Below are 26,067 nucleotides of genomic sequence, written 5' to 3'. Positions count from 1 at the left end.
CCATGACATGACACAGGCACTGCGGCTGGGAATTGCGGGCTTGGGAACGGTCGGCGTGGGTGTCGTCAAGATCGTCCGCCGCCATGCAGAGCTGTTGCAGACCCGTACAGGCCGTTCGATTGAAATCGTGGCCGTATCCGCGCGCGACCCGAACAAGGATCGTGGCGTGAACCTGTCGGATTATGCCTGGGAAACTGATCCGGTTGCACTGGCAGAACGTGACGACATAGACGTTTACGTCGAATTGATGGGTGGGGAGAACGGTCCTGCCAAAGCCTCGGTCGAAGCAGCATTGGCCAGCGGCAAGGATGTCGTCACGGCCAACAAGGCGTTGCTGGCCATCCACGGGCAGGAACTGGCTGAAAAGGCCGAGGCCGCCGGTCGTGTGATCCGGTTTGAGGCCGCTGTCGCTGGTGGTATCCCGGTGATCAAGTCCCTGACGGAAGGTCTGGCGGGCAACGAGATCACCCGCGTGATGGGTGTCATGAACGGGACGTGCAACTACATCCTAACCCGGATGCAATCGCAGCGTCAGGGCTACAACGCGCTTTTCGATGAATGCGCCGAATTGGGATATCTTGAGGCCGACCCCAATCTGGATGTCGGAGGTATCGACGCTGCGCACAAGCTGGCTCTGCTATCCTCGATCGCGTTTGGGACCAAGCCAAATTTCGACGGGATCGAGATCGAGGGTATTCAGCAGATCAGCCTGGACGACATCGATCAGGCCGAAGACATGGGCTTTCGCATCAAATTGCTGGGCGTGGCGCAGCGCACCGCGCGCGGGCTGGAGCAACGTATGCAGCCTTGCCTGGTACCCAGCGACTCGCCACTGGGCCAGCTGGAAGGCGGCACCAATATGGTCGTGATCGAAGGCGACGCGGTTGAGCAGGTTGTTCTGCGCGGCCCCGGCGCGGGTGAAGGCCCGACAGCCAGCGCTGTGATGGGCGATGTCTGCGATCTGGCGCGTGGATTGCAGATCCCGACCTTTGGCCGCCCAGCGACCATGCTTGAAACCGCAGTTCCCGCCGTCACCGGTCGACCTGCGCCGTATTATCTGCGGCTGGGCCTGCTGGACAAACCTGGTGCATTGGCCAAGGTTGCGGCCATTCTGGGCAATGCCGGGGTGTCAATCGACCGGATGCGCCAATACGCTCATGCCGAAAGCACAGCGCCTGTACTGATCGTCACCCATAAGACCACCCGAACGGCGCTAGACGTCGCGTTGGAGGGTTTCCGCGAAACCGATGTGGTGGCAGGCGACCCAGTTGCATTGCGGATTGAAGCGGTTTGACCTTGCGGCCTGCATGAAACGCAAGCTATGCCGGAAGACACGGCTATACTGACCAGAGGATACAGAAACATGAGTGCTGCCAAGACCGATTTCAATGACCGCCTACTGTCTCTGGGGCTGGCGAGGGTGGCGGAACAGGCTGCACTGGCTTCGGCTTCGCTTGTGGGCCGGGGCGATGAGAAGGCCGCGGATCAGGCCGCAGTGAACGCGATGCGGGAACAGCTGAACCTGCTGGATATAGCAGGTGTCGTGGTCATCGGTGAAGGCGAGCGTGACGAGGCACCGATGCTGTATATCGGCGAAGAGGTTGGCACCGGAAATGGCCCCGGCGTGGATATCGCACTGGATCCGCTGGAAGGCACCACGCTGACCGCCAAGGATATGCCGAACGCACTGACCGTCATCGCAATGGGCCCGCGCGGCTCGATGCTGCACGCGCCGGATGTCTATATGGACAAACTGGCGGTTGGCCCGGGTCTGCCGGAAGGCGTTGTCAATCTGGACATGACGCCGCGCGAGCGTGTCGAAGCGCTGGCCAAGGCCAAGGGGTGCAAACCGGCCGACATCACCGTCTGCATTCTGGAACGCCCGCGCCACGAAGCGATGATTGCCGAAGTGCGCGAAATCGGTGCCGCGATCCGTCTGATCACTGATGGTGACGTGGCGGGTGTCATGCACTGCGCCGAAAGCGAAGTGACCGGCATCGACATGTATATGGGCCAGGGCGGCGCGCCCGAAGGTGTGCTGGCCGCCGCTGCGCTGAAATGTATGGGCGGGCAGATTTTTGGCCGCCTGTTGTTCCGGAACGATGACGAACGTGGCCGGGCCGCCAAGGCTGGCATCACCGATCTGGACCGAGTTTATGCACGTGATGAGATGGTGACGGCGGATGTGATCTTTGCCGCCACCGGCGTGACTGGCGGCTCTTTGCTGCCCCGGATCAAGCGCGAGCCCGGCTGGGTGGAAACCACGACACTGTTGATGCGGTCCAAGACCGGGTCGGTACGCCGCATGTCCTACCGCACGCCGACTTGGCCGCATGACAATTCATAACGGCTTGCGCCGTTGCCTTCGGCCAGAGTATTTCTGAAAAGGTGAAGAGGCCGGGTCCGCAAGGGTCCGGCCTTGGCGCATAAGAGGCGAGCAATGAGTTTTCTTGGAGTCGAGCAATCACTGACGGGACGGCTTTGGGTTGGACCTAGCCCCGAGATTGAGCGGGCGGCCGAGATGATGGCGCAACAAACCGACCTACCCCGTGCCGTTTGCCAAGTTCTGGCCCGGCGCGGCGTGCCGGTATCGGAGGCGCCCGGCTTTCTTGAACCAAAGCTGAAGGAGTTGCTGCCTGATCCGCGGGCCTTAAAGGATATGGAAGTTGCCGCCACGCGCTTTCTGGAAGCCGTCCGCAATCGTCAGAAAATCGCGGTGTTTGCAGATTACGATGTCGATGGCGGCAGCTCTGCCGCGTTGCTGCTGGTCTGGCTGCGGCAGATGGGCGTGCAGGCGACGCTTTATGTGCCGGACCGGATCGACGAAGGGTATGGCCCCAACGTTCCCGCAATGCAGGAGCTTGCGGCCAGGCATGACCTGATCATCTGCGTTGATTGCGGCACGCTCAGCCATGATCCGATTGCGGCGGCTTCGGGTGCGGATGTGATCGTTCTGGACCACCATCTGGGGGGCGAGACGCTGCCCGATTGCGTCGCTGTGGTAAATCCAAACCGACAGGATGAAAGCGGCGATCTTGGTTATCTTTGCGCGGCAGGCGTGGTGTTTCTGATGCTGGTCGAAGCCGGTCGCCAGCTGCGTGACTCAGGCGCAAGGGGACCGGACCTGATGGCCCTTCTGGATCTGGTGGCCCTGGCGACCGTTGCCGATGTGGCGCCGCTGATAGAAGCTAACCGCGCCCTGGTGCGACAGGGGCTGAAAGTGATGGCACAGCGGCAGCGCCCCGGCCTTGTCGCGCTGTCCGATATCTCGCGCATGGATACAGCACCCAACAGTTATCACCTGGGGTTTCTGCTTGGGCCCCGTGTGAATGCCGGGGGAAGGATCGGTCAGGCCGATCTGGGCGCACGCTTGCTGAGTACCGATTCTCTGCATGAGGCGCAGGCGTTGTCCGAACGTCTGGATGCATTGAACACTGAGCGCCGCGACATTGAAAACGCGGTGCGTGCCGCCGCGCTGGCGCAGGCCGAGGCGCGTGGCTTGGACGCCCCTTTGGTCTGGGCGGCAGGCGAGGGCTGGCACCCCGGTGTCGTTGGTATCGTGGCGTCTCGGTTGAAAGAGACAGCCAATCGACCGGCAATCGTGATCGGTTTTGATGGGGATGAGGGTAAGGGTTCGGGCCGCTCGGTTTCTGGCGTCGATCTTGGGGCTTCGATCCAGCGTCTGGCAGCCGAAGGGTTGCTGGTCAAAGGAGGCGGCCACAAGATGGCCGCAGGTTTGACCGTCATGCGCGATCAGTTGGAACCCGCAATGGAGCGCCTGAGCGAGTTGCTGGCCAGACAGGGGGCCGGCCAGGGCGGTCCTGCGGATTTTAAACTGGATGGCGCGTTGATGCCCGGCGCGGCAACCGTGGATCTGATCGAGCAGATCGAACAGGCCGGACCGTTTGGCGCCGGTGCTCCGGCCCCGCGCTATGCGTTGCCTGACCTGCAGGTTCGCTTTGCCAAACGGGTCGGTGAATCGCATCTGAAACTGTCGCTGACCGATGGAATGGGCGGCGGGCTGGATGCGATTGCCTTTGGTGCTTTTGACGGGCCGATGGGCGAAAAACTGTCAAATCACGGCGGTGCGCGCTTTCATTTTGCGGGTCGGCTAGAGGTCAACACCTGGGGCGGACGCCAATCTGTGCAGCTCAGGCTGGAGGACGCGGCAGAAGCCCGTTAACACGCAGCTTTGGTGCGCTAAAAAACTTTCCGATCCCTGCGTTTTTACGCTTGCGGGGGTCACGGCGAAACCGTAAAAGGCCCTCCACAAGCCAGCGTGGCCCGTTCGTCTATCGGTTAGGACGCCAGGTTTTCAACCTGGAAAGAGGGGTTCGATTCCCCTACGGGCTGCCATTTGCGCTTGTGACCTGATACCAAGTGGCCCGTTCGTCTATCGGTTAGGACGCCAGGTTTTCAACCTGGAAAGAGGGGTTCGATTCCCCTACGGGCTGCCACTCTTCCTTAGCTTCTTCCATCCCAAAGCAGTATGACCATCCGGGCCGCGTCTGGAAACTGCAATCTAACTGTCATCAGCGATCTGAATTTCTATGCCCCAACGGTCAAGGAATCTGGCCACCCCACCCTTTGGCACAGCATCCGTGACCAGCGAATGCACCAGCCGAGGGTCCGGCCCCACATAAGGTGCCCTTTCACCAAACTTGGAATGCGCTGCAGCCATGACAACCTGGTCCGCACACCTGACCACCACCGATGCAAGATCCGCTTCGACCGCGCTGTGGTAGAGAAACCCTTTGCTGTCGGAAATCGCGTCCGTGCTCAGGATCACGATGTCAAAGGCATAGCGTTGCAGCTGCTTGTGGGTGACGTGACCAAACGTCCCCCTTTCATCGATCTGCAACTCACCCCCCAAAAGGTGCACCCGGTTTCCGTTGACCCCGGCCAAGGTCTGAACGACACCGATGGAGTTGCTGACAACCGTGAGGTTGCTGACCTGGCGCAGCTCTTCAGCGACGAAAGCGGTTGTCGATCCCACATCCAGGAAAACGGTCATCTGATCGCGAACCAGTTTCGCGGTATGCCCGGCAATCAAACGCTTTTCATCCGCGTCTTGTGATATCCGGTGAAAGAAGTTGGGGGCACCCTGCACTCCGGCAAGGTAAGCTCCGCCATGAACGCGTTCGACCGTACCCGCCTTTGACAAGGCTTTGATCGTTCGGCGCACCGTCTCTTCGGATACGCCGAGCATATTCGCCAAATCCGAATTCCGGGCCGTTCCACCCAAACGTCTGAGGGCATCAAGCAATTCCAGCTCACGATGGGTGTTGAGGGTATTCTTCTTCACGAACCGGCTCCGGAGATTTTCTTTATATGGACACGGAATACCGTGAACGGCAAGGCAGTGCTACATCCGCATTGCCACAACTGGCCTTTTGTCGGAACGGATTGGTGCCATGTGAGCACTGAGTTTCAGCAGTAGTGATCCGGGAAGCTGGTTTGCCTGACTTCTCACGAGTGCCGGATCAGTGTCCATGCCTCTCGCAACGCGAATGCAATTCAACGCACCCTCTGTCATCTCTTGCTTGCAATGGATCTCAGTGGAGTTCCCTATTTCCCTCGCGGAGAAATTTTGAAATTTCGATAACAGAATTAGGTAGTTACAACCGTTTACAGCGTTGGATACAAATTCATTTCACGCGGCTCCAGAATACCTGAACGTCAATTACTAAAAATTTAGTTTGACACATACGCAAAAAATCGCTGATGCTGTTCTGCATCCGGTTCCCGCCGGAGAACCATAATTTTTGGGAGGAGACAGATGCGGAGACATCTACTTTCCGCAGTGGCGGCGGCTGCCGTCATTGCGGGGCACGGGTCCGCTTGGGCCGACGAAGCCGCAGCACAACGTTGGATCGACGACGAATTCCAGCCATCGACCTTGTCGAAAGACGAACAGATGGCCGAGATGCAATGGTTTATCCAAGCTGCACAGCCCTACGCTGGCATGGAAATCAACGTCCTGTCCGAAGGTATTCCGACGCATTCCTACGAGTCGGAGGTTCTGACCAAGGCGTTTGAAGAAATCACCGGCATCAAGGTCAATCACCAGATCCTTGGCGAAGGCGAAGTGGTCCAGGCTGTTCAGACCCAGATGCAGACAGGTCGGAACCTGTATGACGGCTATGTCAACGACAGTGACCTGATTGGTACCCACTCGCGTCTGCAACTGGCCTATCCGCTGACCGACATGATGGGCGGCGACTGGGCGGCGACAACCTCGCCGACAATCGATCTGGATGACTTCATGGGCATTCAGTTCACCACCGGGCCGGACGGCAAGCTGTATCAGCTGCCCGACCAGCAGTTTGCGAACCTTTACTGGTTCCGCAAGGACTGGTTCGATGACGAGGCCAACAAGGCCGCGTTCAAAGAGAAATACGGCTATGATCTGGGCGTTCCGGTCAACTGGTCGGCCTATGAAGACATCGCCGAGTTCTTCACCAATGACGTGAAAGAAGTCGACGGCGTGGCGATCTACGGCCACATGGATTACGGCAAGCGCGCGCCCGACCTTGGCTGGCGCATGACCGACGCCTGGCTTTCGATGGCCGGTGCTGGTGACAAGGGCGAGCCGAACGGTATTCCGGTTGACGAATGGGGCATCCGCATGGAAGCGGGCACCTGTAACCCGGTCGGCGCCTCGGTGTCGCGCGGTGGTGCTGCAAACGGTCCGGCTGCGGTCTATGCGATCCGCAAATGGGACGAATGGCTGCGGGCCTACGCGCCTCCGGGTGCGGCATCTTACGACTTCTATCAGTCGCTGCCGGCACTGAGCCAGGGCAACGTGGCCCAGCAGATTTTCTGGTACACCGCCTTTACCGCCGACATGGTGAAGCCGAAATCCGAAGGCAACAACACCGTGGATGACGAAGGCACGCCGCTGTGGCGGATGGCGCCCAGCCCGCACGGCCCCTACTGGGAAGAAGGTCAGAAGGTTGGCTATCAGGACGTGGGTTCCTGGACGTTCCTGAAATCAACCCCCTCGGATCGTGCGCAGGCAGCCTGGCTTTATGCCCAGTTCGTTACGTCCAAGACTGTTGATGTGAAGAAGTCCCATGTGGGTCTGACCTTCATCCGCGACAGCTCGGTCAACCACGAGTCGTTCACGGAACGTGCATCCAAGCTGGGTGGTCTGGTCGAATTCTATCGCTCGCCTGACCGCGTGGCATGGTCGCCGACCGGCATCAACGTACCGGACTATCCAAAGCTGGCCCAGATCTGGTGGCAGCAGATCGGTGACGTGAACTCGGGCGCCTTCACCCCGCAAGAGGCGATGGACCGTCTGGCCGAAGAGATGGACATCACCATGGCCCGTATGCAGGCCGCGGATGAAAGCGCCGGTGTCTACGGTGGCTGTGGCCCGCGTTTGAATGAACCGCAGGACGACGCATTCTGGCTGGAAAAAGCGGGTTCGCCCAAGGCCAAGCTGGAAAACGAAAAGCCGCAGGGCCAGACCGTCAACTATGACGAACTGGTTAAGCGCTGGCAGTCCCAGTAAAAGCAACATCGTAGGCCGGGCTTAAGCCCGGCCTACCCCTGAATGCCCCGCGAGTTTCCCAGATGATCGAACTTCAAGACGCGACCAAACGGGTCGGCAACGTCATCCATATCAAGCCAACCAACCTGACGCTGCAAACCGGCCATTTCAACGTGCTATTGGGCGCGACAGGTTCCGGAAAAACGTCACTGATCAAGATGATGGCCGGGTTGGACCCGATCGCCTCGGGCAAGGTCCTGATGGACGGGCAGGACGTGACACGGTTGAACACGCAAAAGCGGCAGATCAGCCTGGTGCACCAGTTCTTCGTGAACTACCCGCATATGACCGTATTCGACAATATCGCCTCGCCTCTGCGCGTGGCTGGCATGGCCAAGTCCGAGATCGATGGCCGCGTGGAAGAGGCCGCCGATCTGCTGCAATTGCGCCCCATGCTCCACCGCCGCCCACACGAGCTGTCGGGCGGGCAACAACAGCGAACCGCGCTGGCGCGTGCCATTGCAAAAGAAAGCCGCGCCGTCTTCCTTGATGAGCCGCTGGCGAATCTTGATTATAAACTGCGCGAAGAGTTGCGCGAACAACTGCCCGACCTGTTCGCTGGTCGCGGGGCCGTCGTTGTCTACGCCACCTCGGAGCCTGAAGAGGCATTGCTGCTGGGGGGCTACACCGCGCTGATGGAAGACGGCCGCGTGACCCAATTCGGCCCAACCACCGACATCTACCGTAATCCGGAAAACATTGCCGCGGCACGTGTATTCTCGGACCCGCCTATCAATGTGGCTCGTATCACCGTTGCCAGCGCCCGGGCGCAATTGGCAGGCAATGTCGGCTGGGCTGTCTCGGACATGGCCGATGGGGAATATATGGTCGCTGTGCGCCCTCATCGCGTGACGCCATTCCGTACGTCTGACGCTGATGTCGAACTGACCGGACGTGTGATCGTGACCGAACTGTCAGGTTCGGATTCCAGCGCGCATTTCCAGCATGGGGACGAAGCCTGGGTTTCACTCGCCGCTGGTGTGCATCCCTATCAGGTCGGCGAAGATCACAGTTTCTATATGAACCCGGCGCATTGCCGGTACTTCAGCCAAGACGGCAAAAGGGTGGCCTGACATGGCACAGATCAAGCTTTCAAACCTCCGACACAGCTATTTGCCATCGCCAAAAGGCCCCGAGGACTATGCGCTGAAGGAAATCGACGTCACGTGGCGCGATGGCGGGGCCTATGCGCTTTTGGGGCCGTCAGGTTGTGGCAAGTCCACGCTGCTGAACATCATATCCGGTCTTCTTACCCCCTCGGAAGGTCGGATACTGTTCGATGATCAGGACGTCACCGCCCTGCCCCCGGACCAACGCAACATCGCGCAGGTGTTTCAGTTCCCGGTGATCTACGACACGATGACCGTGGGCGAGAACCTGGCCTTCCCGTTGAAGAACCGGGGTGTTGATCCCGCGACAATCAAGCGCCGTGTTCTGGAAATCGCCGAGATGTTGGACGTCACGGACATGCTGAACACCCGCGCGTCAGGTTTAAGCCCGGACAACAAGCAGAAGATCTCGATGGGTCGCGGCCTTGTTCGCGACGACGTGAATGCGGTGATGTTTGATGAACCGCTGACCGTGATCGACCCGCACCTGAAATGGAAACTGCGGTCCAAGCTGAAAGAGCTGCATCAGCGCGTGCAGGCAACCATGATCTACGTGACACACGATCAGACCGAGGCACTGACCTTCGCCGACGAAGTGGTGGTAATGCAAGACGGTGAAGTGGTTCAGATCGGAACACCTGTCGAATTGTTTGAACGGCCGCAGCACACATTTGTCGGCCATTTCATCGGCTCGCCGGGTATGAATGTCCTTCCGTGTGAAGCCAAAGGCGACCGCGCCGTATTTGAAGGGCACGAGGTCATGCTGGAAGGTCCCACACACGGTGACGGCGGCCGCACCGATTTGGGTATCCGCCCGGAATATGTAGGTTTCGGCGACACTGGCATTCCGGCACATGTGACCAAGGTCGCCGATATCGGCCGCCACTATGTGGTCAGCGCCGTGGTCGGCAACACCGCCCTCAAGGTCGTGACCGAACACAGTGTACCGGAACCGGGATCACAGGTCTTTTTGCAATTCAAACCCGAACAATCCCGCGTCTACCGCGACGGCTGGATCGCAACTCAGGAGCGGGTGCAATGAGAACGGAAAACCAAAAGGCGTGGTTCTTTGTCCTGCCCGTACTTGCGCTGGTAGCGTTCAACGCGCTGGTGCCTATGATGACGGTGGTCAACTACTCGGTGCAGGAAACCTTCGGCAACAACCAGTTCTTCTGGGAAGGACTGGGCTGGTTCGAACAGATCCTGCGATCCGACCGGTTTCAGGCAGCACTTGGACGGCAGTTTCTGTTCACCTTCCTGATCCTAATCATCGAGGTACCGCTGGGCATCATCGTCGCCCTGTCGATGCCGCGCAAAGGCTTTTGGGTGCCTGTCTGTCTGGTGCTGATGGCCTTGCCGATGCTGATCCCTTGGAACGTTGTAGGGTCGATGTGGAACATCTTCACCCTGCCCAAGATTGGATTGCTGGGATATTTCCTGAATGACGTGCTAGGCATCAACTATGACATGACGCAACAGCCGCTTTCGGCCTGGATAACCGTCATCGTCATGGATGTGTGGCACTGGACGTCGCTGGTCGTGCTGCTGTGCTATGCGGGCCTCGTATCAATCCCCGACGCCTATTATCAGGCCGCCAAAATCGACGGCGCCGGCCCGTGGTCGGTGTTCCGCTATATCCAGCTGCCAAAGATGAAGACGGTTCTGACCATCGCGGTTCTGCTGCGGTTCATGGACAGCTTCAATATCTATACCGAGCCTTTTGTTCTGACTGGGGGCGGTCCCGGCAACTCGACCACCCTGCTGTCGATTGACCTTGTGAAGATCGCGCTGGGGCAGTTCGACCTTGGCCCGGCGGCAGCGATGAGCCTGATCTACTTCGCCATCACGCTGCTGGTGTCGTGGCTCTTCTACACTCTGATGACAAAGGACGACGCAGAATGAAAAAGCGGTCCATCATCCCGATCCTCTATATCGCGTTCCTGATGCTTCCGATCTATTGGCTGGTGGCGATGTCCTTCAAGACCACGAACGAGATCCTGTCGGGCTTTTCCTTGTTTCCCCAGACTTTTACGCTGGAGAACTATATTACCATCTTCACAGACCCAACCTGGTACTGGGGTTACATCAACTCGATCACCTATGTGACTCTGAACACAGTGCTTTCCGTCTGCGTTGCCTTGCCTGCGGCTTATGCGTTCTCACGCTATCGGTTCCTCGGCGACAAGCAGCTGTTCTTCTGGCTGTTGACCAACCGCATGGCCCCGGCGGCCGTGTTCGCCCTGCCATTCTTCCAGCTATATTCGTCGATCCACCTTTTCGACACCTATCTGGCCGTGGCTTTGGCCCATACGCTGTTCAACGTGCCGCTGGCGGTGTGGATTCTGGAAGGGTTCATGCGTGGTATCCCAAAGGAGCTCGATGAAACCGCATATGTGGATGGATATTCGTTCCCGCGCTTCTTCGTGACAATCTTCCTGCCCAACATCAAGGCAGGTGTCGGTGTCGCGGCGTTCTTCTGCTTCATGTTCTCATGGGTTGAAATGCTGCTGGCTAAGACCCTGACAGCGGTTGAAGCCAAACCCATCGCTGCCGTGATGACCCGCACAGCATCCAGTGCCGGGTACGAATTGGGTCTGCTGGCCGCCGCGGGCACCCTGACCATCATCCCCGGTGCCATCGTCATCTGGTTTGTTCGCAACTACATCGCGCGTGGCTTCGCGATGGGACGTGTGTGAGGTTCGACATGCGAAAACTGCTTCTCACCCTCCCCTTCGTGCCCTCAGCAGCCTTTGCCCAGGCCAAGGCCGGATGGGGCAATGTCAGACAGGAGGCCGAAAAAGGGTTCTCGTGGACGGACCCCTTGTGGCCTGATTTCTGGATGGCATGGACACCTGCCACGCTGGCCGTGTTTGTCGGCATCTTCTCGGCCATAGCATGCATTGGCTTGCTGGAAGGCTTCAAATTCCGCGACGGGATTGAACGACGCGGGGTTCTGGGGCTGACAACCACGCTAGGGGATCGCCTGTTCATAACCCTTCTGGGGTCCGCGTACATTTTCCTGGCGTGGCTTGGATTGGTCGGGCAACCGGTCTGGACACCGCTATTCCTGTCAATTGGCTGGGGCGTTTTTGTGTTCTGGAAAGTTTAGACTTTGAGAAATCGCGAAAGGATGCTTGTCTGTCAGGCATAATAACCATGACGACACCGAGACCGATGCGAAAGAAAAAGACGACAAATCTGCTGACCGAGGTCGAACTGGAGTTCATGAACGAGCTCTGGGCCCTCGGGCAAGGCTCGGTGCGTGATGTCCTGGACCGCCTGCCGTCAGAACGCAACCTGGCCTATACATCCGGGGCCACGATCCTGCGCATTCTGGACGAGAAGGGTTTTGTGGAAAGCCAAAAGTCGGGAAAAACCCTGATCTATACGCCGCTTCTGGAAAAGGACAGATATCAGGCCCGTTCGCTGCAAAATCTGTCGCGCACGCTTTTTGACGACACCCCCGCCACACTGGTGGCGCGGCTGGTCGACGACGCGGGGCTGAGCGAAGCCGACCTGGAGGAAATTCGAGCACTGGTAGAGAGGAGACTGCAAAATGACAGCGGTTAGACCGGTTCTCGACGCATTCATCGAACTCAACATCGTGCTGGCCTTTTCGGCGGTCATCTGGCTGATGACCCGCACGGCCCTAAGCCGCACCGCACTGCGCAATGGCTATGTTGTACAGTTGCGGGCCCTCAAGACCCTGTGCATCTGCGTCCTTGCCAGCCCGTTTCTGGCGGTTTGCGTGTCGTCGCTGACGACCTACGCTTGGCCGGGCAGTGCCGTGGCCCTTGGTGATATCGCTGTTGCGGCCTATCTGCGCGGTGACATCGCAATGCCTGCGACGCAGTTTGAAGCACTGCTGAACACCCGCGAAAGATGGGTTGATCTTGCATTGTCGGGACAGCAACCTGTAATCACCCTCGTTGCCGCCATATTTGCCTGTGTCGCAGCCGTGTACGCCGCGCGTGCCTTGCGGGACGCAATGGCGATCCGTCTGACTGTCAATTCCAGTTTTCTTTGGCGGCGGTCTGCCAAGGTGGATATTCGCCTGTCCGATCGCATCACCGTGCCGTTCGCCGTGCGCGGACTTCGCCGCCGCCACGTCGTTCTGCCTAGCCATCTGTTGGACACCCCGCTCGAGTTGCGTTTTGCGCTCGCTCACGAGTTTCAGCATATCCGCACGGGTGATGTGGAATGGGAACTGGGGTTTGAGCTGCTGCGTCCGCTTTTTTTCTGGAATCCTGCCTACCTGATGCTCAAGTATCAATTCGGCCGGCTGCGCGAGTTGGCCTGTGACCAGTCGGTTGTTGCGCGCAAACGGATTGATGCGCGGGAATACACGGCGTGCCTGCTGGACTATTGCGCCCGGACAATCTCAACCAACAGCCCACGCGTTCTGAATGTTGCTTTTGTGACAGGCGGCAAGGCAAAGCGCGTACTGCGGCAACGCGTAATCGCGCTGACCGATGTTCAGCCATCGGTACCCGCCTTGCCAGCATTGTTCCTCGGAATGACGCTGATCTTTGGTGCCCTTTTGGCTCTGGGGTCGGCCTCAATCCAGCAGACACGGGATTGGAGCCATGACCGCCTGATGCTGTCGACGGTGGTCAACTTGGAACGACTGGAGGCACGCAATCAGGGGAACTGACCTGATCGCTTACCAGCCGCGACGCCCGAACAGCGAGTGAAGCCGCCCCTGATCGGTAAAAGGCTCGGGCGATTGCACGCGTTCCAGCCGCGCAACAACGCGCGCGACAAGAACCCATCCTATGACAGCAAAGATGACGCCCCCAAAAGCCTGCCCCAACAGAACGCCCGACGCCCCGGCGATTTGTGAGCCAATCGTGGCAAACACCCATGTGCCAATGGTGTGACGACCCCAGTTTATCCACGTGGAATAGACCGGATGGCCTAGATTGTTGAAACTGGCATTTGTCACAAAAATCACACCGTTGAAGAAAGAAGCCAATGCCAGCGGGCCACAAAACAAGTAAATCAGTACGCGCGTTTCCCCCTGGGCTGCGAACAAATTTGCAATTGGGGACCGCAGCAAAAACAAAATAGCCGACATGCAAAGAACATAGATTGCGGTGAACTTGATCCCGGCCAGAAACGCAGTGCGCACGCGATCAAATTTTTCTGCCCCGAAATTCTGCCCGATGATTGGCCCTATCGCGCCGGACAGCGCAAAGATGACCGAAAACGCCACCGGCAACAGCCTCCCGATCACCGCCATGCCCGCAACTGCATCCGTTCCGAACTGCGCGATTTCCCGAACAACGATGGCATTCCCGATCGGCGTGGCGACGTTCGTCAGAACAGCAGGGATTGCGATGGCCCGCACGGGCCGAAAATCCTGTGCCACCTGTTTCATCGATGGGCGTGCAAACCCCTGATGCACCCGCAGCGCGGGCCATAAGGCTGCGCCCAACATACATAGCCGCGCCAGAACCGAGGCTATCGCGGCCCCATCCAACTCCAGTCCAACGGCAAATATCAAAATCGGGTCAAGAACTGCATTCACAACGCCGCCGTAAATCGTTGCCATCATTGATCGGCGCGCATCGCCGTGGGCGCGCAGCACAGCCATCGCCGCCATCGCAATCGACATCACCCACATGGTCGGCAGAATGATAGAGACATAGCGCGTCGCCAGCCGCAAAACCTCGCCCTTTGCGCCAAGCAGCGACAGCAGAAAGCTGACGTTCAGCAGCACCAAAACTGAGGTTACCAACCCGACGATCAGCCCCAGCACGGCGACACTGGACGCGTATTGCCTTGCCTGTTCGACCCGCCCGCCGCCCAACTCACGCGCGACCAGCGCCCCGGCAGAAATCGACAGACCGATACTGATGGCGTTCGTAAAAAACAGCAGCGTCCCGGCATAACCTACCGCTGCGGCCAGCGCGTCGTTGCCCAGCATCGAGATAAAGACCATATCGACAAAATCGACAGCAAAGATCGCCATCAATCCAATGCTCGTGGTCAGCGACATGCGCGTCACATGCAGCATCAGGTTGCCACTTAGAAAGATTGCCTTACCTGATGATTTTTCCACCAATACTCTGGTCGTCCCATCTGCGCGACCCAGACGGGCCCATGATGCCACTGCGTTCGACAAGGGAAAGCCCCGGGCAACGCCTAAGTAAACTCACGCGTTTCCGGGGCTTTGTACACCGATTATTTCAGTTCAGGCTGAGCCGACAGGAATCACACAAAGCGGTTCACGTAATTCTCAAGCACTTCCTGACGCCCCGAGCGTGGCTGAGGATTGAGGTCTTCGGCAATCACCCGCGCTGCAATCTCGTCGAGGCCAGAGGTTAGCATCGCCTGAGCTTTAGGCGTTCTCCAGCCTGCATACCGGTCGGCCAGCGCCTGTTCCAGACCACCATCTTCAAGCATCGCAGCTGCCGCTTTCAGGCCCCGGGCACAGATATCCATCCCGCCCACATGCGCAGCGATCAGGTCTTCGGCGTCGATGGATTGCCTGCGAAGTTTAGCGTCGAAGTTGGTGCCACCCGTGGTAAACCCGCCCGCTTTCAGGATGTGGTAATAAGCCAGCGCGACTTCGGGCGTGTTGTTGGGGAACTGATCCGTATCCCACCCGGACTGGTAATCGTTCCGGTTCATGTCGATGGACCCAAGCATACCCTCAGCCGCAGCAACAGCGATCTCATGTTCGAAACTGTGTCCTGCCAGGATTGCGTGCCCTTGTTCCAGGTTCAGCTTGACCTCATCCTCGAGGCCGTACTTGCGCAGGAAACCGATACAGGTTGCCGCATCGAAATCATATTGATGCTTGGACGGCTCCTGCGGTTTGGGTTCGACGAGGATCGTGCCTTTGAAGCCGATCTTGTGCTTGTACTCGACCACCATGTTCAGGAACCGGCCCATATGATCCAGTTCGGCCTTCATGTCGGTATTGAGCAGCGTCTCGTAGCCCTCGCGTCCACCCCAAAGCACATAGTTCTCGCCGCCCAGTTTGTGGGTCGCGTCCAAACAGGATTTCACCGTGGCGGCAGCGAAAGCAAAGACGTCGGGGTCGGGGTTGGTGCTGGCACCCCCCATCCAGCGACGGTGGCTGAACATGTTGGCCGTTCCCCACAACAGCTTGGTGCCGGATGCCTGCATCTTTTCACCGATATAATCGGTGATCTCATTCAGCGTGCGCAGATTGTCGGCGAAGTTCCCCTGCTCAGGGCGGATATCCGCGTCATGCCAGCAGAAATAGGGCTGTCCCAGGATCTGAAACATCTCAAAGGCGATATCGGCCTTCATCTTGGCGCGGCCCATGTCGTCTTGCGGATGCCATGGGCGTTCAAAAGTCGAGCCACCAAACGGATCCCCGCCTTCCCAGGCAAACGAGTGCCACCACGCCACGGCAAAACGCAGGTGATCCTCCATGCGCTTACCCATCACGATCTCGTCCGGGTTGTAGTGACGGAATGCGAGCGGGTTCTTACTGTTCTCGCCCTCGAATTGGACCTGCTCGATCCCCTGAAAGAAACCGCTCGTCATCTCTTTTGCCTCATTCCGTCTTTTCACCGGGCTTCTTGCCCAGAATGATCATCGACAGCAAATCGTCATCCGTGACATCGGCGATGTCGACTGTGCCAACCAGTTGCCCGTTTTTCATGACCGAAGCCCGGTCGCACAACTCCATTACTGCATGCACATCGTGGTCGATCAGGAAAATTCCGATCCCTTGCGCCTTGAGCTGCTGGATCAGGTCCGCCACCATCTGTGTTTCGTGCGGGCCAAGCGCGGCTGTGGGCTCGTCCATGATCAGGATGCGCGCATTGAAATATACCGCACGCGCGATGGCCACCGACTGCCGCTGACCACCGGATAGCGCCGAGACCGGGTCGTTGAACTTCTGAAAGTTCGGGTTCAACTGTGCCATGATCTTGCGGCATTCGGCCTCCATCGCGGCATCGTTGACCAGCCCGAAAGGCGTTACCATTTCCCGCCCCAGGAAAAGGTTCGAACTTGCATCCAGATTGTCCGCCAAGGCCAGCGTCTGATAGATCGTCTCGATATTGTTGGCACGCGCATCGCGGGGGTTGTTGATCTCAACCTTCTTGCCGTCGATCAGGATCTCTCCGTGGTCCTTCTGATAGGCACCCGAAAGCACCTTGATCAGCGTAGATTTACCGGCCCCGTTGTGGCCCAGAAGTCCCACAACCTCGCCCGGGTACAAGTCGACCGAGACACGGTCCACCGCCTTGATGCCGCCGAACGAAATCGAGATATCGCGCATTTCGACAAGCGGAGGCTGGCCGGACCCTCGGCCCGAAGTTTGGTTCTGTGTTTCTTGTGCTTGCATCATTTCGCTCCCAGACGTTTGCGATAGACGATGTCGATATAGACGGCCAAAACCAGAACGGTGCCCACGACGATGTTCTGAAACGGTGCGTCCACGCCAACCATAGCCATGCCCGATTGAAGCGCCTGCATGATCAGCGCGCCAAGGATCGCGCCGTAGATCGTACCGATACCACCGGACAGCGCCGTGCCGCCGATTACGGCCGCAGCAATCACGCGCAGCTCATCCAATGTGCCGATATCGTTCGAGTGGTTGGCCAGGCGGGCCGAAGCCACGACCGCCGACAGCGCACACAGGAACCCCATCAGGGCAAAGATCTTGACGGTCATCATGCGAGTGTTGATGCCCGACAGTTCCGCCGCATCCGGGTTGCCCCCCGTGGCAAAGATATAGCGGCCAAAGCGGGTTTTGCGGGCCACAACAGTCAAGGTTACCGCAACAAGGATCAGGATCAGAACCGAGATCGGGATACCATAACCCACAACAAGCCCCTCAGGCAGGGCCTCGCCACGCGCTTCGAACATACGTTCCAGCCTGCGGGTGGGAATCGAGTAGCTGTTGACGATCAAGACATAGCCCATAATGGCGATGCCAATGATCCCCGCCAATGTAGTTTCAGCCCAAACCGGTTTCACAGGAAACCCATGGGCAGCCTTGGAGCGGCGACCGCTCCACAACGCCCAAACCGCAATAGCGGTGGCGGCAAGGCCGAACAGAAGGCTGACCGTTGTTCCCAATGTCCCGTTGGTTCCGCCAAATATCAGGAAGGTGCTGTCCAGCGGGCCGATAGTCTGGCCATCGGTCATGTACCAGGCGACGTTGCGCCAGACCAGAAAACCGCCAAGCGTCACGATAAAGGCCGGTATGGTCAGATAGCCGACCATCCAACCGTGGAATGCGCCGATCAAGGTTCCAACTGCAAGGCCGACAACAAGGGTGATTGCCCAGGTGGCCGGGTGATTCAAACCTAGCCCCAGCACGTTCGGCAGAAGCTCGGTCTGGGTCATCGCCATGACGGCGGATGTGGTCGCCAGCAGCGCGCCGACCGAAAGATCAATGTGGCGCATCACGATAATGAACACCATGCCACAGGCCATGATCGCGACCGAGACCGTCTGAATCGACAGGTTGAACAGGTTTCTGGGCGTCAGAAAACGGCCATCCGTTACGATGTTGAAGCCGATGCACAGGATGATGAAGGCGCCGATCATGCCCAATAGCCGCATGTCCAGTTCCAGTTGCTGGAACAGGCTGGCCTTTGCTTTTTGGGGTACCGGCTGAGACGAAGTTTCGGTCATATCCGATCTTTCATGTTCAGCTATGGTCTCTGGCCCGACCTTGCGGGCCAGAGACGTTATGGTTTGGACACTTGACTTAGTTACAGGGTGCAGGACCGTTTTCGACGCCCTGGCACAGGTGTTCCAGCGGAATCCAGCCAGCATCGACCACAACGGATAGGTTGTCTTTGGTGATCGGCACAGGTGCCAGGAAGACTGACGTCATCTCGGTTCCACCTGGCGAAGTCCAGCTGACCGCGCCTTCAACGTCTGCTGCAGCCGTTCCGCCGCTTAGCGCGACTGCGATTTCACCTGCGGCCTTGCCCAGCTCACGTGCGTCTTTCCAGACCGAAACGGTTTGTGTGCCTTTGGCCACCCGGTTCAGCGCCGCATGGTCGCCATCCTGACCTGACACCGGAATGCCGTCCATACCTTGTGCGGTCAGTGCAGCAACAACACCGCCTGCAGTTCCGTCATTTGACGCGACCACAGCATCGACTTTGTTTTCGTTGGCCGTCAGGATCTGTTCCATGTTGCGCTGCGCGTTCGCAGGCAGCCAGCCATCGGTATAGGCTTCGCCGACGATCACAATGTCACCACTGTCAACAGCGCCCTGGATGATCTCCTGTTGGCCACCGCGCAGGAAATCCGCGTTCGGGTCGGTTGGCGAGCCCTTGATCATCACATAGTTGCCCTTGGGCATCGCGTCGAACACCGCGCGCGCCTGCATACGACCGACTTCGACATTGTCAAAGGTCAGGTAGAAGGCCCGATCATCTTCGATCAAACGGTCATAAGCGATGACTGGGATACCTTCGTCGGCCGCTGCCTGAACAGCTGGACCGATGGCCTGGGAATCCTGCGCCAGAATGATCAGCGCATCAACACCCTGGGCGATCAGGCTTTCAATATCCGACAATTGCTTGGCCGACGACGATTGCGCATCTGCCGAAATATACTTGGCACCGCCTGCCTCAAGCGCGGCTTTGATCGCCGCTTCGTCGGTTTTCCAGCGCTCTTCCTGGAAGTTCGACCAGCTGACACCGACCGTGGTTTCTGCAAACGCAACCGTCCCCATCAGGACGGCCACAGCAGAAGCGCTGAGAATTCGTTTCATGATTTCCTCCCGGTTTATCGAGCCATCGCTTCATGATTCGTGGCTCTCACAATTCTGAGTATCATATTTATTTCAGTCAGTAAAATATTTATGCTACCGGAAAGAAGAAAAACCGCTTACGCTTAGGAAATCACCAGATTCGCGAGGGCAGGATGCTGAAAAGCAAGGTTTCTTCAAACGCTACGGATCAACGAAACATCACCCGTTTGCGTGTGCTGGAACAAATCCGGTCGACCGGCGCGATATCGCGGATCGACATTGCAAGCGCGCTTGAGACCAGCCCAGCGACAGTGACGGCGGCAACGTCAGATCTGCTTTCAGCTGGTCTGATTCAGGAAATCGAAAGCGAAACACCGTCAAAATCCGCGCGCCGCGGCAGACCACGTGTGCTGCTGAAGCTGCATGGCGGATGTCACCTGATTGCCGGTGTAAAAGTGGCCCGGCACCAGATTTCAGTCATCTTGGTCGATTTTGAAGGCACCGAGATCACCTCTTACACTCATCCGCTGGAGGAGGCCCGGATGGCCCCGGAGGCGTTTGCAAAAAAGATATGCGCGGCGCTGGAACAGGCCTGCGTCTCTGCAAGCAAGTCCCTGACAGACGTCTCCGGCGTCTGCATAGGCATTGCCGGACTGGTCGACGCAGAGCGGAACTTTGTACATTGGTCGTCTTCACTGACAGTGCGCAACGTGGATCTGAGCCCGCTTCTGTCTCAAGTGCTCCCCTGCCCCGCGTTCATCGAGAATGACGCTAATCTGGTTGCAAAGGCCGAACAGCTTTTCGGGCTTGGCAAAGGGTTGAAGAACTTTCTGGTTGTCACGATAGAACACGGCATTGGTCTGGGCATTGTGTTGGATGGCAAGCTATATCGCGGCGAGCGCGGCTGCGGTGCGGAATTCGGGCATGTCAAAGTTCAGCTGGATGGCGCGTTATGTCAGTGCGGGCAGCGCGGATGCCTTGAAGCTTATGTTGGGGAATATGCCCTGATCCGCGAGGCATCCATTGCCAGCCAGGCTACTGACCCGCACACTCTTGCTGATATTCACGCAGCTGCCCAATCCGGTGATGCCCGGTCCATTTCCGTTTTGTCGCGCGCTGGTCAGATGTTTGGAATGGGGCTTTCCAACCTGATCAATCTGTTCGATCCGGAATGTATCATCCTGTCCGGCACCCGAGGCAGCTTTGAATACCTGCATTCCGACGCAGTGATGACCCGCATCAATAACGGTGTTGTCAGCGTTGACGCGCCGCTGCCTGAAATCAACGTAAACCATTGGGGGGATTCAATGTGGGCAAAAGGGGCGGCGGCCTATGGGATCGAACAAGTCTCGATTTTGAAAGTCAGGGAACTGGCGGAAAATGCGAGTTGAACTGACGATCCTGCTAGCGACAGCGTCTGCCGCCTTGGCTGACATCAGCCTGCCACAGTTTCACAGCATCGACGTCCCCAGCCATGTTTACGACGGCGGGTGGGAGCACTTCGTCGGCGGAGGCGTTGCCGTTTTTGACTGCAACGACGATGATCGGCCCGAGCTGTTTGCCGCAGGAGGAACTAATCCGGCTCAATTGTTTGTCAACACATCAGGACCCAATGTCAGTTTTCGGTCAGAAACGCCAAGCGCACTGTCTCTGACCGGCGTGACCGGCGCTTACCCACTGGATATCGATGGAGACGGGTTTGTGGACCTGGCAGTATTGCGCGTTGGTGAAGACGTTTTGTTGCGTGGCAAACCAAATTGCGCATTCGAACCGTTCACCTCGTTGAATTTCCAGTCTCAGGATCACTGGACCACCGGATTCTCCGCCACTTGGGAAAGCGGTCAAACCCTGCCGACACTGGCTTTTGGAACATATGTCGACCGAACCAACCCCGATGGCCCGTTTGAAGCCTGCGGGCCGACGCTTTTGTATCGCCCCGAAGGGGCGGCCTATGGCCCACCTCTCCACCTGGCACCGGGACATTGTTCCTTGTCCATTCTGTTTTCCGACTGGGCGCGCAGCGGGCGCGCGGACCTGCGTGTCAGTAACGACCGCCATTACTATGTGCGCGGCGGGCAAGAGCAGCTTTGGGCTATGGAAGACACGCCACGCCTTTACGCGCCGGAAGATGGGTGGCTGCCCTATTCGATCTGGGGCATGGGGATTGCATCAAGGGATATATCAGGGGACGGCTTCCCGGATGTTTACCTGACCTCGATGGGGGACCAGAAGTTTCAGATCTTTGATCCCACTGCCGAGGGGCCGACATGGCGCGACGCGACTTATGACCGGGGAACAACGGCGCACAGGCCGCATGTTGGTGGCGATGGCCGCCCCTCAACCGGCTGGCATGCGCAGTTCGGCGACGTCAACAACGACGGGCGCGACGACATATTTGTCGCCAAGGGCAATGTCGAACAGATGCCCGATGCAGCGCAAACTGACCCCAACAACTTGTTGCTGCAATCCGCAGATGATCAGTTTTTCGAGGCTGCCTCAGCGGCGGGTGTCGCCTCTATGGGCAAGTCCCGCGGTGGAGCCCTGGCGGACCTGAACGGGGATGGATCGCTTGATCTGGTCGTGGTCAATCGCGGGTCAGCGCTTGAAGTATTTCAGAACGAACAACAACTTGGAAACTGGGTTCAGGTTGATCTTGGCCAGGATCGTTCCAACCGCGCAGCTGTCGGCAGCTTCATCGAGGTCAAAACCACCGACGGAATTCAAACACGGGAAGTGACCATTGGCGGCGGTCACGCAAGCGGCATCTCAGGGCTTCATCACTTTGGCCTGGGCAACGCGGACGAACTGGCGCTGCGGGTTATCTGGCCAGACGGCACAGTTGGTGATTGGCAGCCCTTCAGAAGCAATCAGGTGCTTCGCATCGACCGCTGATCATTGATCAACAGGCAAACCGCTGGGCACATGCGCAGGCACACCCAGCCGGACTGCCGGGTCTTCCAGTGTGCTGAGGAAACTTAGAATGGCGTTCACCTCGTCATCACTCAGGCTGATTGGGGCCAGTTCATTCGACGCTGCAATCGCCTCGATCAACGTGGGGTCGAGCAAGGCTTTTTGATCTTCCGCGCCCGGAAACTCTGGCAACGCTGCTTTTTCGATCGAGTAGCTGCGCAAAGCTGCGACCGGATCCAGATGATGACGGACAACATCTTCAAGCCGCGCGTAGGCTCCGTTGTGACCATAGGGTGCCGTCAGGGTTACATTACGCAAGGATGGCGTGCGAAATGTGAAGGCGTCATCCGCATTGCCCGTCACACGCAATCGCCCGTCATCGCGAACATGGTTCTCGAACCGGGCGGCTTTTCCCGGCCCGATTTGCGGCATGGCGATAGAATGAAACCCATGATCCGTCTGGAACCAGCCGGAATGGCAGGTGCTGCACCTGGCCTTGCCGTAAAAAAGGTCGAGCCCCATTTGCGCCTGCTCGGGCAGCACCTCTTTTCCTTGCAGCGCACGATCAAACAGGCTGTTGTCAGCGCGCCATTCAAAAGCGATGAAATCAGCAATGATATTGGCGATTGCGGTAAAAGTGATCTCTTCTCCGGGCGCGAGCTGGTCAAAGCGTGTCCTGTATTCCGGGATTGCGGCAACACGCGCCGCGATAAGATCCCATGCGCCATCCTTTTGGGTCAGCAAACCAAGACGTACGGCTTTGCTCACTTCGTTTTCCGAATAGTGGCCCGCCATTTCGTCAGCCGACAAGACCGGGAACATCGCTTGCGCGGCCAGTGCAGATTGGAAGCCCGGCCTCATATCTGTGCCCAAGGGCGTTCTGAACCCGTCAGGCTGTGACGGGTCTGCCTCAAGACGCCCGTCATGAAAGAAGGTGGTGAATTCCAGCGCCCCAAGGTTCCACAGCCCCGGTGCATTTCGGGGAATGCGCTGCTCGGGCATGTTTTCCTGATCAAGCCTGCGCGCTGCCCCCAGCCCCACACCGCCTTCACCGATACCCAGAGACAGCGCGTCTGACGTTCCCAGTTTCGGATGATGACAAGTGGCGCAGCTGATGTTTTTGTTCCCCGACAGGATCGGGTCGTAAAACAGCAACTGTCCCAGTTCGACCTTGGCAAGGTCCGGTTCTACAAATTGAGGAAGCGGCCCGAGGTCCTGCGCCTGCGCCGCCGACAGTGTCACGCAAAAGGCCAGAGCATACACCGATATCCCAACTCTCATACCTGATCCCCTGAGATTTCCAACGTCAGAACTTGTTTATAGGGTTTGTCCGGAGAATAGATGACGGACGGAAACAAGGGGTGGTTCACAGCGTCCGTGTAACCGGAAGGCTCAATGCAAAGCCCTGCGCATGGCGTGAAAGGATCAGACAGGTGCGCGGCGGAATAGACCTGCGCGCCGGGCTGATCAGAGTAAACATTCATGCGCAAACCTGACGGTGTTTCAACCGTTGCAACCGGTCGATTTGATTTGCCCGCCTCTTCAAACACGAAGTAGTGGTCAAGGCCACGCCCCTCATCACCGATAACGCGCACGGATGAGAAATCCAGCCCTTGGTTTTCGATCTCATTCACGGCGCCTGTCGGAATGGAGCTGTCGTCCAGTTCCAGTACCCGCTTTGAATTCAGGGCCAACCGGCTGTCAAGAATACCGCTTTGGCGCCCAAGAGTATAGTAATTGTGCTGCGCAATGCTGATCGGCGTAGGCCGGTCCGGCCATGCGGTGATCGTGTAAGTCAGCCGTGGAAAAGCCAGCTTGACATGAATCTCGAACCTGATTTCTCCGGGAAAACCATCATCGCCGTCAGGTGACGTCAAGGAAAGAACCGCACGGTTCGGCTTAGTCTTCCTGATAATCCAGTGGCTGCGCGACAGCCCGAGCGCACCGCCATGCAGCGTGTTTTCCCCCTCATTCGCTGTCAGGCGATAAGCGGCATCCTGCATTTTAAACTTTGCGCCACCGATCCGATTGGCGACGCGACCCACGATTGCACCCAGATAATATGGGTCCGTCAGATATTCCTGCGGGTTTGGATAGCCCAGGATCAAGGGCGTTTCACCGATCCACCAACCTTGTGTGATCGCCCCATAGCTCAGCAGGGAAACCGACATCGCACCATCTTCCAGAACAACCTGTTCGATGGGTAGGGAAGTGACGCCCTTCATCATGGCGCAGACAAGGGGGATAGTGCCGCATAAAACTGGCGGTATCTTTGATATTCAGCCTCATAGGCGTCGAATAACCCCGCGCGGGGCTGAACAATTTCAGAGATTTCTGGCGATGTCATGAGCTCCACCGGGTCTGCGCCGTTTACTGCACAGGCAGCAAGGCGCGCCGCGCCGATGGCGGCTCCGAATTCACTGCCTTTGGGCAAGGCAAGCGGGACGCTCAGAACAGTTGCCAGCGTCTCGACCCAGAACCGTGATCGTACGCCCCCGCCGACAACCATCAGGCTTTCAGGTTTTGTTCCCGTGCTCCTGAGGGCTTCAAGGCAATCACGCAGCGCGAATGAGACACCCTCCATCACGGACTGTGCAAGATCCGCTGGATCCGACGCAATATCCAGCCCCATAAACGCCCCCCGGATGGCGCTGTCATTATGAGGGGTACGTTCCCCCGACAGGTATGGCAGGAACTTGGTCTTCGACGGCCCGGTGACGGTATCCGGCAAAGCCGATGCGAGTGCACCAACGGATTGGCCGAGATTCCGGGACAGCCAGTTCAGGCTGTTGGTCGCCGACAGGATGACGCCCATTTGGATCCAGCGCTCCGGCACCGCGTGGCAGAAGCAGTGAACCGCCGTTTCCGGTGCGGGCGCGTAACTGTCCTTGGCAACCAGCAGCACACCGGACGTTCCCAGCGATAGAAAACCGCGGCCTTCGGCGATGCTTCCAATACCACAGGCCGCCGCCGCGTTGTCGCCTGCCCCGCCCGCAACGACTACGGGTCCGGTCAGGCCCCAGTGCTGCAAAATCTCCGCCCTCAGCTCGCCCCCGGCGGCGCTGCCTTCGACCAGTTCGGGCATCTGATCCCGACGCATATGGCTGAGCTCAAGCGCTTTTTCTGACCATTCCCGACGTCCGACGTCCAACCACGCTGTACCCGCGCTGTCAGACATGTCGCTGATGTATTCTCCGGTCAACCAGAAGCGCAAATAATCTTTGGGGAGCAACACTTTGGCAGTCTTTTCAAAAACGTCAGGTTCATGCCTGCGCACCCATTCCAGTTTAGGCGCAGTGAAGCCGGGAAAAACGATGTTTCCGGTGATCGATCGCATCGCGGAAAGCGCATCCAGTTCGGCAGCTTCACGGGCAGACCTTGTGTCGTTCCAAAGGACACAGGGCCTCAATACGCTACCATTTCGGTCCAGAAGCGTTGCGCCATGCATATGCCCGCTCAGACCTATGCCCCGCACTGCCGAAAACGCAGCGCTGTTTTGCCCCTGCAACTGGGCAACGACCTTTTGACACGCTTCAACCCAATCCGCAGGTTCCTGCTCTGACCAGCCCGGATGCGGTGTCGATGTGTTCACGCTCGCTTCGGCCTCGGCAACGACGTCACCGCCTTCACTGACCACAATTCCTCGAAGACCTGACGTCCCCAAATCAAGACCGAGATACACCTGCTCCTCCCATTTGTAAGCCGCAATACTGAGGCAACAGAAACCCAGTTTTGCAAAGGCATCAGGTTTCACTGGCACAGTTTGCGCTAACATCACAAGGTGA

22 protein-coding genes and 2 tRNA genes are annotated in these 26,067 nt (G+C 58.2%); 15 read left to right on the top strand and 9 right to left on the bottom strand.

What is annotated here, in order from left to right; genetic code table 11:
* Positions 1-7 precede the first annotated feature (7 nt).
* The 5 genes from ACR3FC_RS15725 to ACR3FC_RS15705 all read left to right on the top strand — a co-directional run bounded on the left by ACR3FC_RS15725 (position 8) and on the right by ACR3FC_RS15705 (position 4,457).
* Positions 8-1,294 carry a homoserine dehydrogenase gene (locus ACR3FC_RS15725; RefSeq protein WP_480476386.1) on the top strand — a complete coding sequence of 429 codons (1,287 nt, stop codon included), beginning with the start codon at positions 8-10 and terminating at the stop codon, positions 1,292-1,294.
* A 69-nt stretch (positions 1,295-1,363) separates the two neighbouring features.
* The gene (glpX, locus tag ACR3FC_RS15720) at positions 1,364-2,347 is read left to right on the top strand and encodes a class II fructose-bisphosphatase (RefSeq protein ID WP_480476384.1); all 984 of its coding nucleotides are present in this window, start codon (positions 1,364-1,366) and stop codon (positions 2,345-2,347) included.
* Between the two features lie 93 nt (positions 2,348-2,440).
* The gene (recJ, locus tag ACR3FC_RS15715) at positions 2,441-4,183 is read left to right on the top strand and encodes a single-stranded-DNA-specific exonuclease RecJ (protein WP_480476382.1); all 1,743 of its coding nucleotides are present in this window, start codon (positions 2,441-2,443) and stop codon (positions 4,181-4,183) included.
* Between the two features lie 98 nt (positions 4,184-4,281).
* Positions 4,282-4,356, top strand: a tRNA-Glu gene (locus ACR3FC_RS15710).
* A 26-nt stretch (positions 4,357-4,382) separates the two neighbouring features.
* Positions 4,383-4,457, top strand: a tRNA-Glu gene (locus ACR3FC_RS15705).
* Positions 4,458-4,522: 65 nt separating this feature from the next.
* Here the strand turns inward: ACR3FC_RS15705 and ACR3FC_RS15700 are convergent.
* Positions 4,523-5,305 (bottom strand): DeoR/GlpR family DNA-binding transcription regulator, encoded by a 783-nt coding sequence (locus tag ACR3FC_RS15700; RefSeq protein ID WP_480476380.1) that lies wholly within the window; start codon positions 5,303-5,305, stop codon positions 4,523-4,525.
* 474 nt (positions 5,306-5,779) lie between these two features.
* On the opposite strand from ACR3FC_RS15700, the gene ACR3FC_RS15695 reads away from it, so the two are divergent.
* From ACR3FC_RS15695 to ACR3FC_RS15660, 8 genes are all read left to right on the top strand, one after another.
* A complete protein-coding gene (locus tag ACR3FC_RS15695) occupies positions 5,780-7,519 on the top strand; it encodes an ABC transporter substrate-binding protein (RefSeq protein WP_480476378.1) in 1,740 nt (579 codons plus the stop codon).
* A gap of 62 nt (positions 7,520-7,581) precedes the next feature.
* Positions 7,582-8,631, top strand: coding sequence for an ABC transporter ATP-binding protein (locus ACR3FC_RS15690; protein ID WP_480476376.1), 1,050 nt, complete (start codon positions 7,582-7,584; stop codon positions 8,629-8,631).
* A gap of 1 nt (position 8,632) precedes the next feature.
* A complete protein-coding gene (locus ACR3FC_RS15685) occupies positions 8,633-9,709 on the top strand; it encodes an ABC transporter ATP-binding protein (RefSeq protein WP_480476374.1) in 1,077 nt (358 codons plus the stop codon).
* Positions 9,706-10,569 carry a carbohydrate ABC transporter permease gene (locus ACR3FC_RS15680; RefSeq protein ID WP_480476372.1) on the top strand — a complete coding sequence of 288 codons (864 nt, stop codon included), beginning with the start codon at positions 9,706-9,708 and terminating at the stop codon, positions 10,567-10,569. Before ACR3FC_RS15685 ends, ACR3FC_RS15680 begins: the two co-directional genes overlap by 4 nt.
* Entirely contained in the window at positions 10,566-11,363 is a 798-nt protein-coding gene (locus tag ACR3FC_RS15675) for a carbohydrate ABC transporter permease (RefSeq protein ID WP_155139158.1), read from the top strand. Before ACR3FC_RS15680 ends, ACR3FC_RS15675 begins: the two co-directional genes overlap by 4 nt.
* 8 nt (positions 11,364-11,371) lie before the next feature.
* Positions 11,372-11,776 (top strand): DUF2160 domain-containing protein, encoded by a 405-nt coding sequence (locus ACR3FC_RS15670; RefSeq protein ID WP_480476370.1) that lies wholly within the window; start codon positions 11,372-11,374, stop codon positions 11,774-11,776.
* A gap of 65 nt (positions 11,777-11,841) precedes the next feature.
* Positions 11,842-12,237, top strand: coding sequence for a BlaI/MecI/CopY family transcriptional regulator (locus ACR3FC_RS15665; RefSeq protein ID WP_480476368.1), 396 nt, complete (start codon positions 11,842-11,844; stop codon positions 12,235-12,237).
* Complete coding sequence (locus ACR3FC_RS15660) at positions 12,224-13,321, top strand: M56 family metallopeptidase (RefSeq protein WP_480476366.1); 1,098 nt, start codon at positions 12,224-12,226, stop codon at positions 13,319-13,321. Before ACR3FC_RS15665 ends, ACR3FC_RS15660 begins: the two co-directional genes overlap by 14 nt.
* 9 nt (positions 13,322-13,330) lie before the next feature.
* Here ACR3FC_RS15660 and ACR3FC_RS15655 read toward each other — a convergent pair whose 3' ends face one another.
* The 5 genes from ACR3FC_RS15655 to xylF form a co-directional block, all read right to left on the bottom strand.
* Positions 13,331-14,794: an MATE family efflux transporter gene (locus ACR3FC_RS15655; RefSeq protein ID WP_480476364.1), complete on the bottom strand. Its 1,464-nt coding sequence runs from the start codon at positions 14,792-14,794 to the stop codon at positions 13,331-13,333.
* A gap of 89 nt (positions 14,795-14,883) precedes the next feature.
* Positions 14,884-16,191 (bottom strand): xylose isomerase, encoded by a 1,308-nt coding sequence (gene xylA / locus ACR3FC_RS15650; protein WP_480476362.1) that lies wholly within the window; start codon positions 16,189-16,191, stop codon positions 14,884-14,886.
* A 10-nt stretch (positions 16,192-16,201) separates the two neighbouring features.
* Positions 16,202-16,999 (bottom strand): ATP-binding cassette domain-containing protein, encoded by a 798-nt coding sequence (locus ACR3FC_RS15645; RefSeq protein WP_209504341.1) that lies wholly within the window; start codon positions 16,997-16,999, stop codon positions 16,202-16,204.
* The gene (locus tag ACR3FC_RS15640; RefSeq protein WP_480476360.1) at positions 16,999-18,297 is read right to left on the bottom strand and encodes a sugar ABC transporter permease; all 1,299 of its coding nucleotides are present in this window, start codon (positions 18,295-18,297) and stop codon (positions 16,999-17,001) included. The genes ACR3FC_RS15645 and ACR3FC_RS15640 overlap by 1 nt, the downstream gene beginning before the upstream one ends.
* Positions 18,298-18,373: 76 nt before the next feature.
* Positions 18,374-19,393: a D-xylose ABC transporter substrate-binding protein gene (gene xylF / locus ACR3FC_RS15635; RefSeq protein ID WP_480476358.1), complete on the bottom strand. Its 1,020-nt coding sequence runs from the start codon at positions 19,391-19,393 to the stop codon at positions 18,374-18,376.
* A 152-nt stretch (positions 19,394-19,545) separates the two neighbouring features.
* On the opposite strand from xylF, the gene ACR3FC_RS15630 reads away from it, so the two are divergent.
* Together ACR3FC_RS15630 and ACR3FC_RS15625 are read left to right on the top strand one after the other, a co-directional pair.
* Positions 19,546-20,763, top strand: coding sequence for an ROK family transcriptional regulator (locus tag ACR3FC_RS15630; RefSeq protein ID WP_480476356.1), 1,218 nt, complete (start codon positions 19,546-19,548; stop codon positions 20,761-20,763).
* Positions 20,753-22,264 (top strand): CRTAC1 family protein, encoded by a 1,512-nt coding sequence (locus ACR3FC_RS15625; protein ID WP_480476354.1) that lies wholly within the window; start codon positions 20,753-20,755, stop codon positions 22,262-22,264. Before ACR3FC_RS15630 ends, ACR3FC_RS15625 begins: the two co-directional genes overlap by 11 nt.
* Here ACR3FC_RS15625 and ACR3FC_RS15620 read toward each other — a convergent pair whose 3' ends face one another.
* The 3 genes from ACR3FC_RS15620 to xylB are packed head-to-tail and all read right to left on the bottom strand — an operon-like array spanning position 22,265 to position 25,964.
* Positions 22,265-23,563: a cytochrome-c peroxidase gene (locus tag ACR3FC_RS15620; RefSeq protein WP_480476352.1), complete on the bottom strand. Its 1,299-nt coding sequence runs from the start codon at positions 23,561-23,563 to the stop codon at positions 22,265-22,267.
* A complete protein-coding gene (locus ACR3FC_RS15615) occupies positions 23,560-24,507 on the bottom strand; it encodes an aldose epimerase family protein (RefSeq protein WP_480476350.1) in 948 nt (315 codons plus the stop codon). Before ACR3FC_RS15615 ends, ACR3FC_RS15620 begins: the two co-directional genes overlap by 4 nt.
* Positions 24,507-25,964, bottom strand: coding sequence for a xylulokinase (gene xylB, locus ACR3FC_RS15610; protein ID WP_480476348.1), 1,458 nt, complete (start codon positions 25,962-25,964; stop codon positions 24,507-24,509). The genes ACR3FC_RS15615 and xylB overlap by 1 nt, the downstream gene beginning before the upstream one ends.
* Positions 25,965-26,067 lie beyond the last annotated feature (103 nt).

The sequence above is a fragment of the Ruegeria sp. AF3 genome, assembly GCF_056536285.1.
Note: the sequence above shows the minus strand (reverse complement) of the source record. Positions and strands in the feature narration are given on the sequence as shown.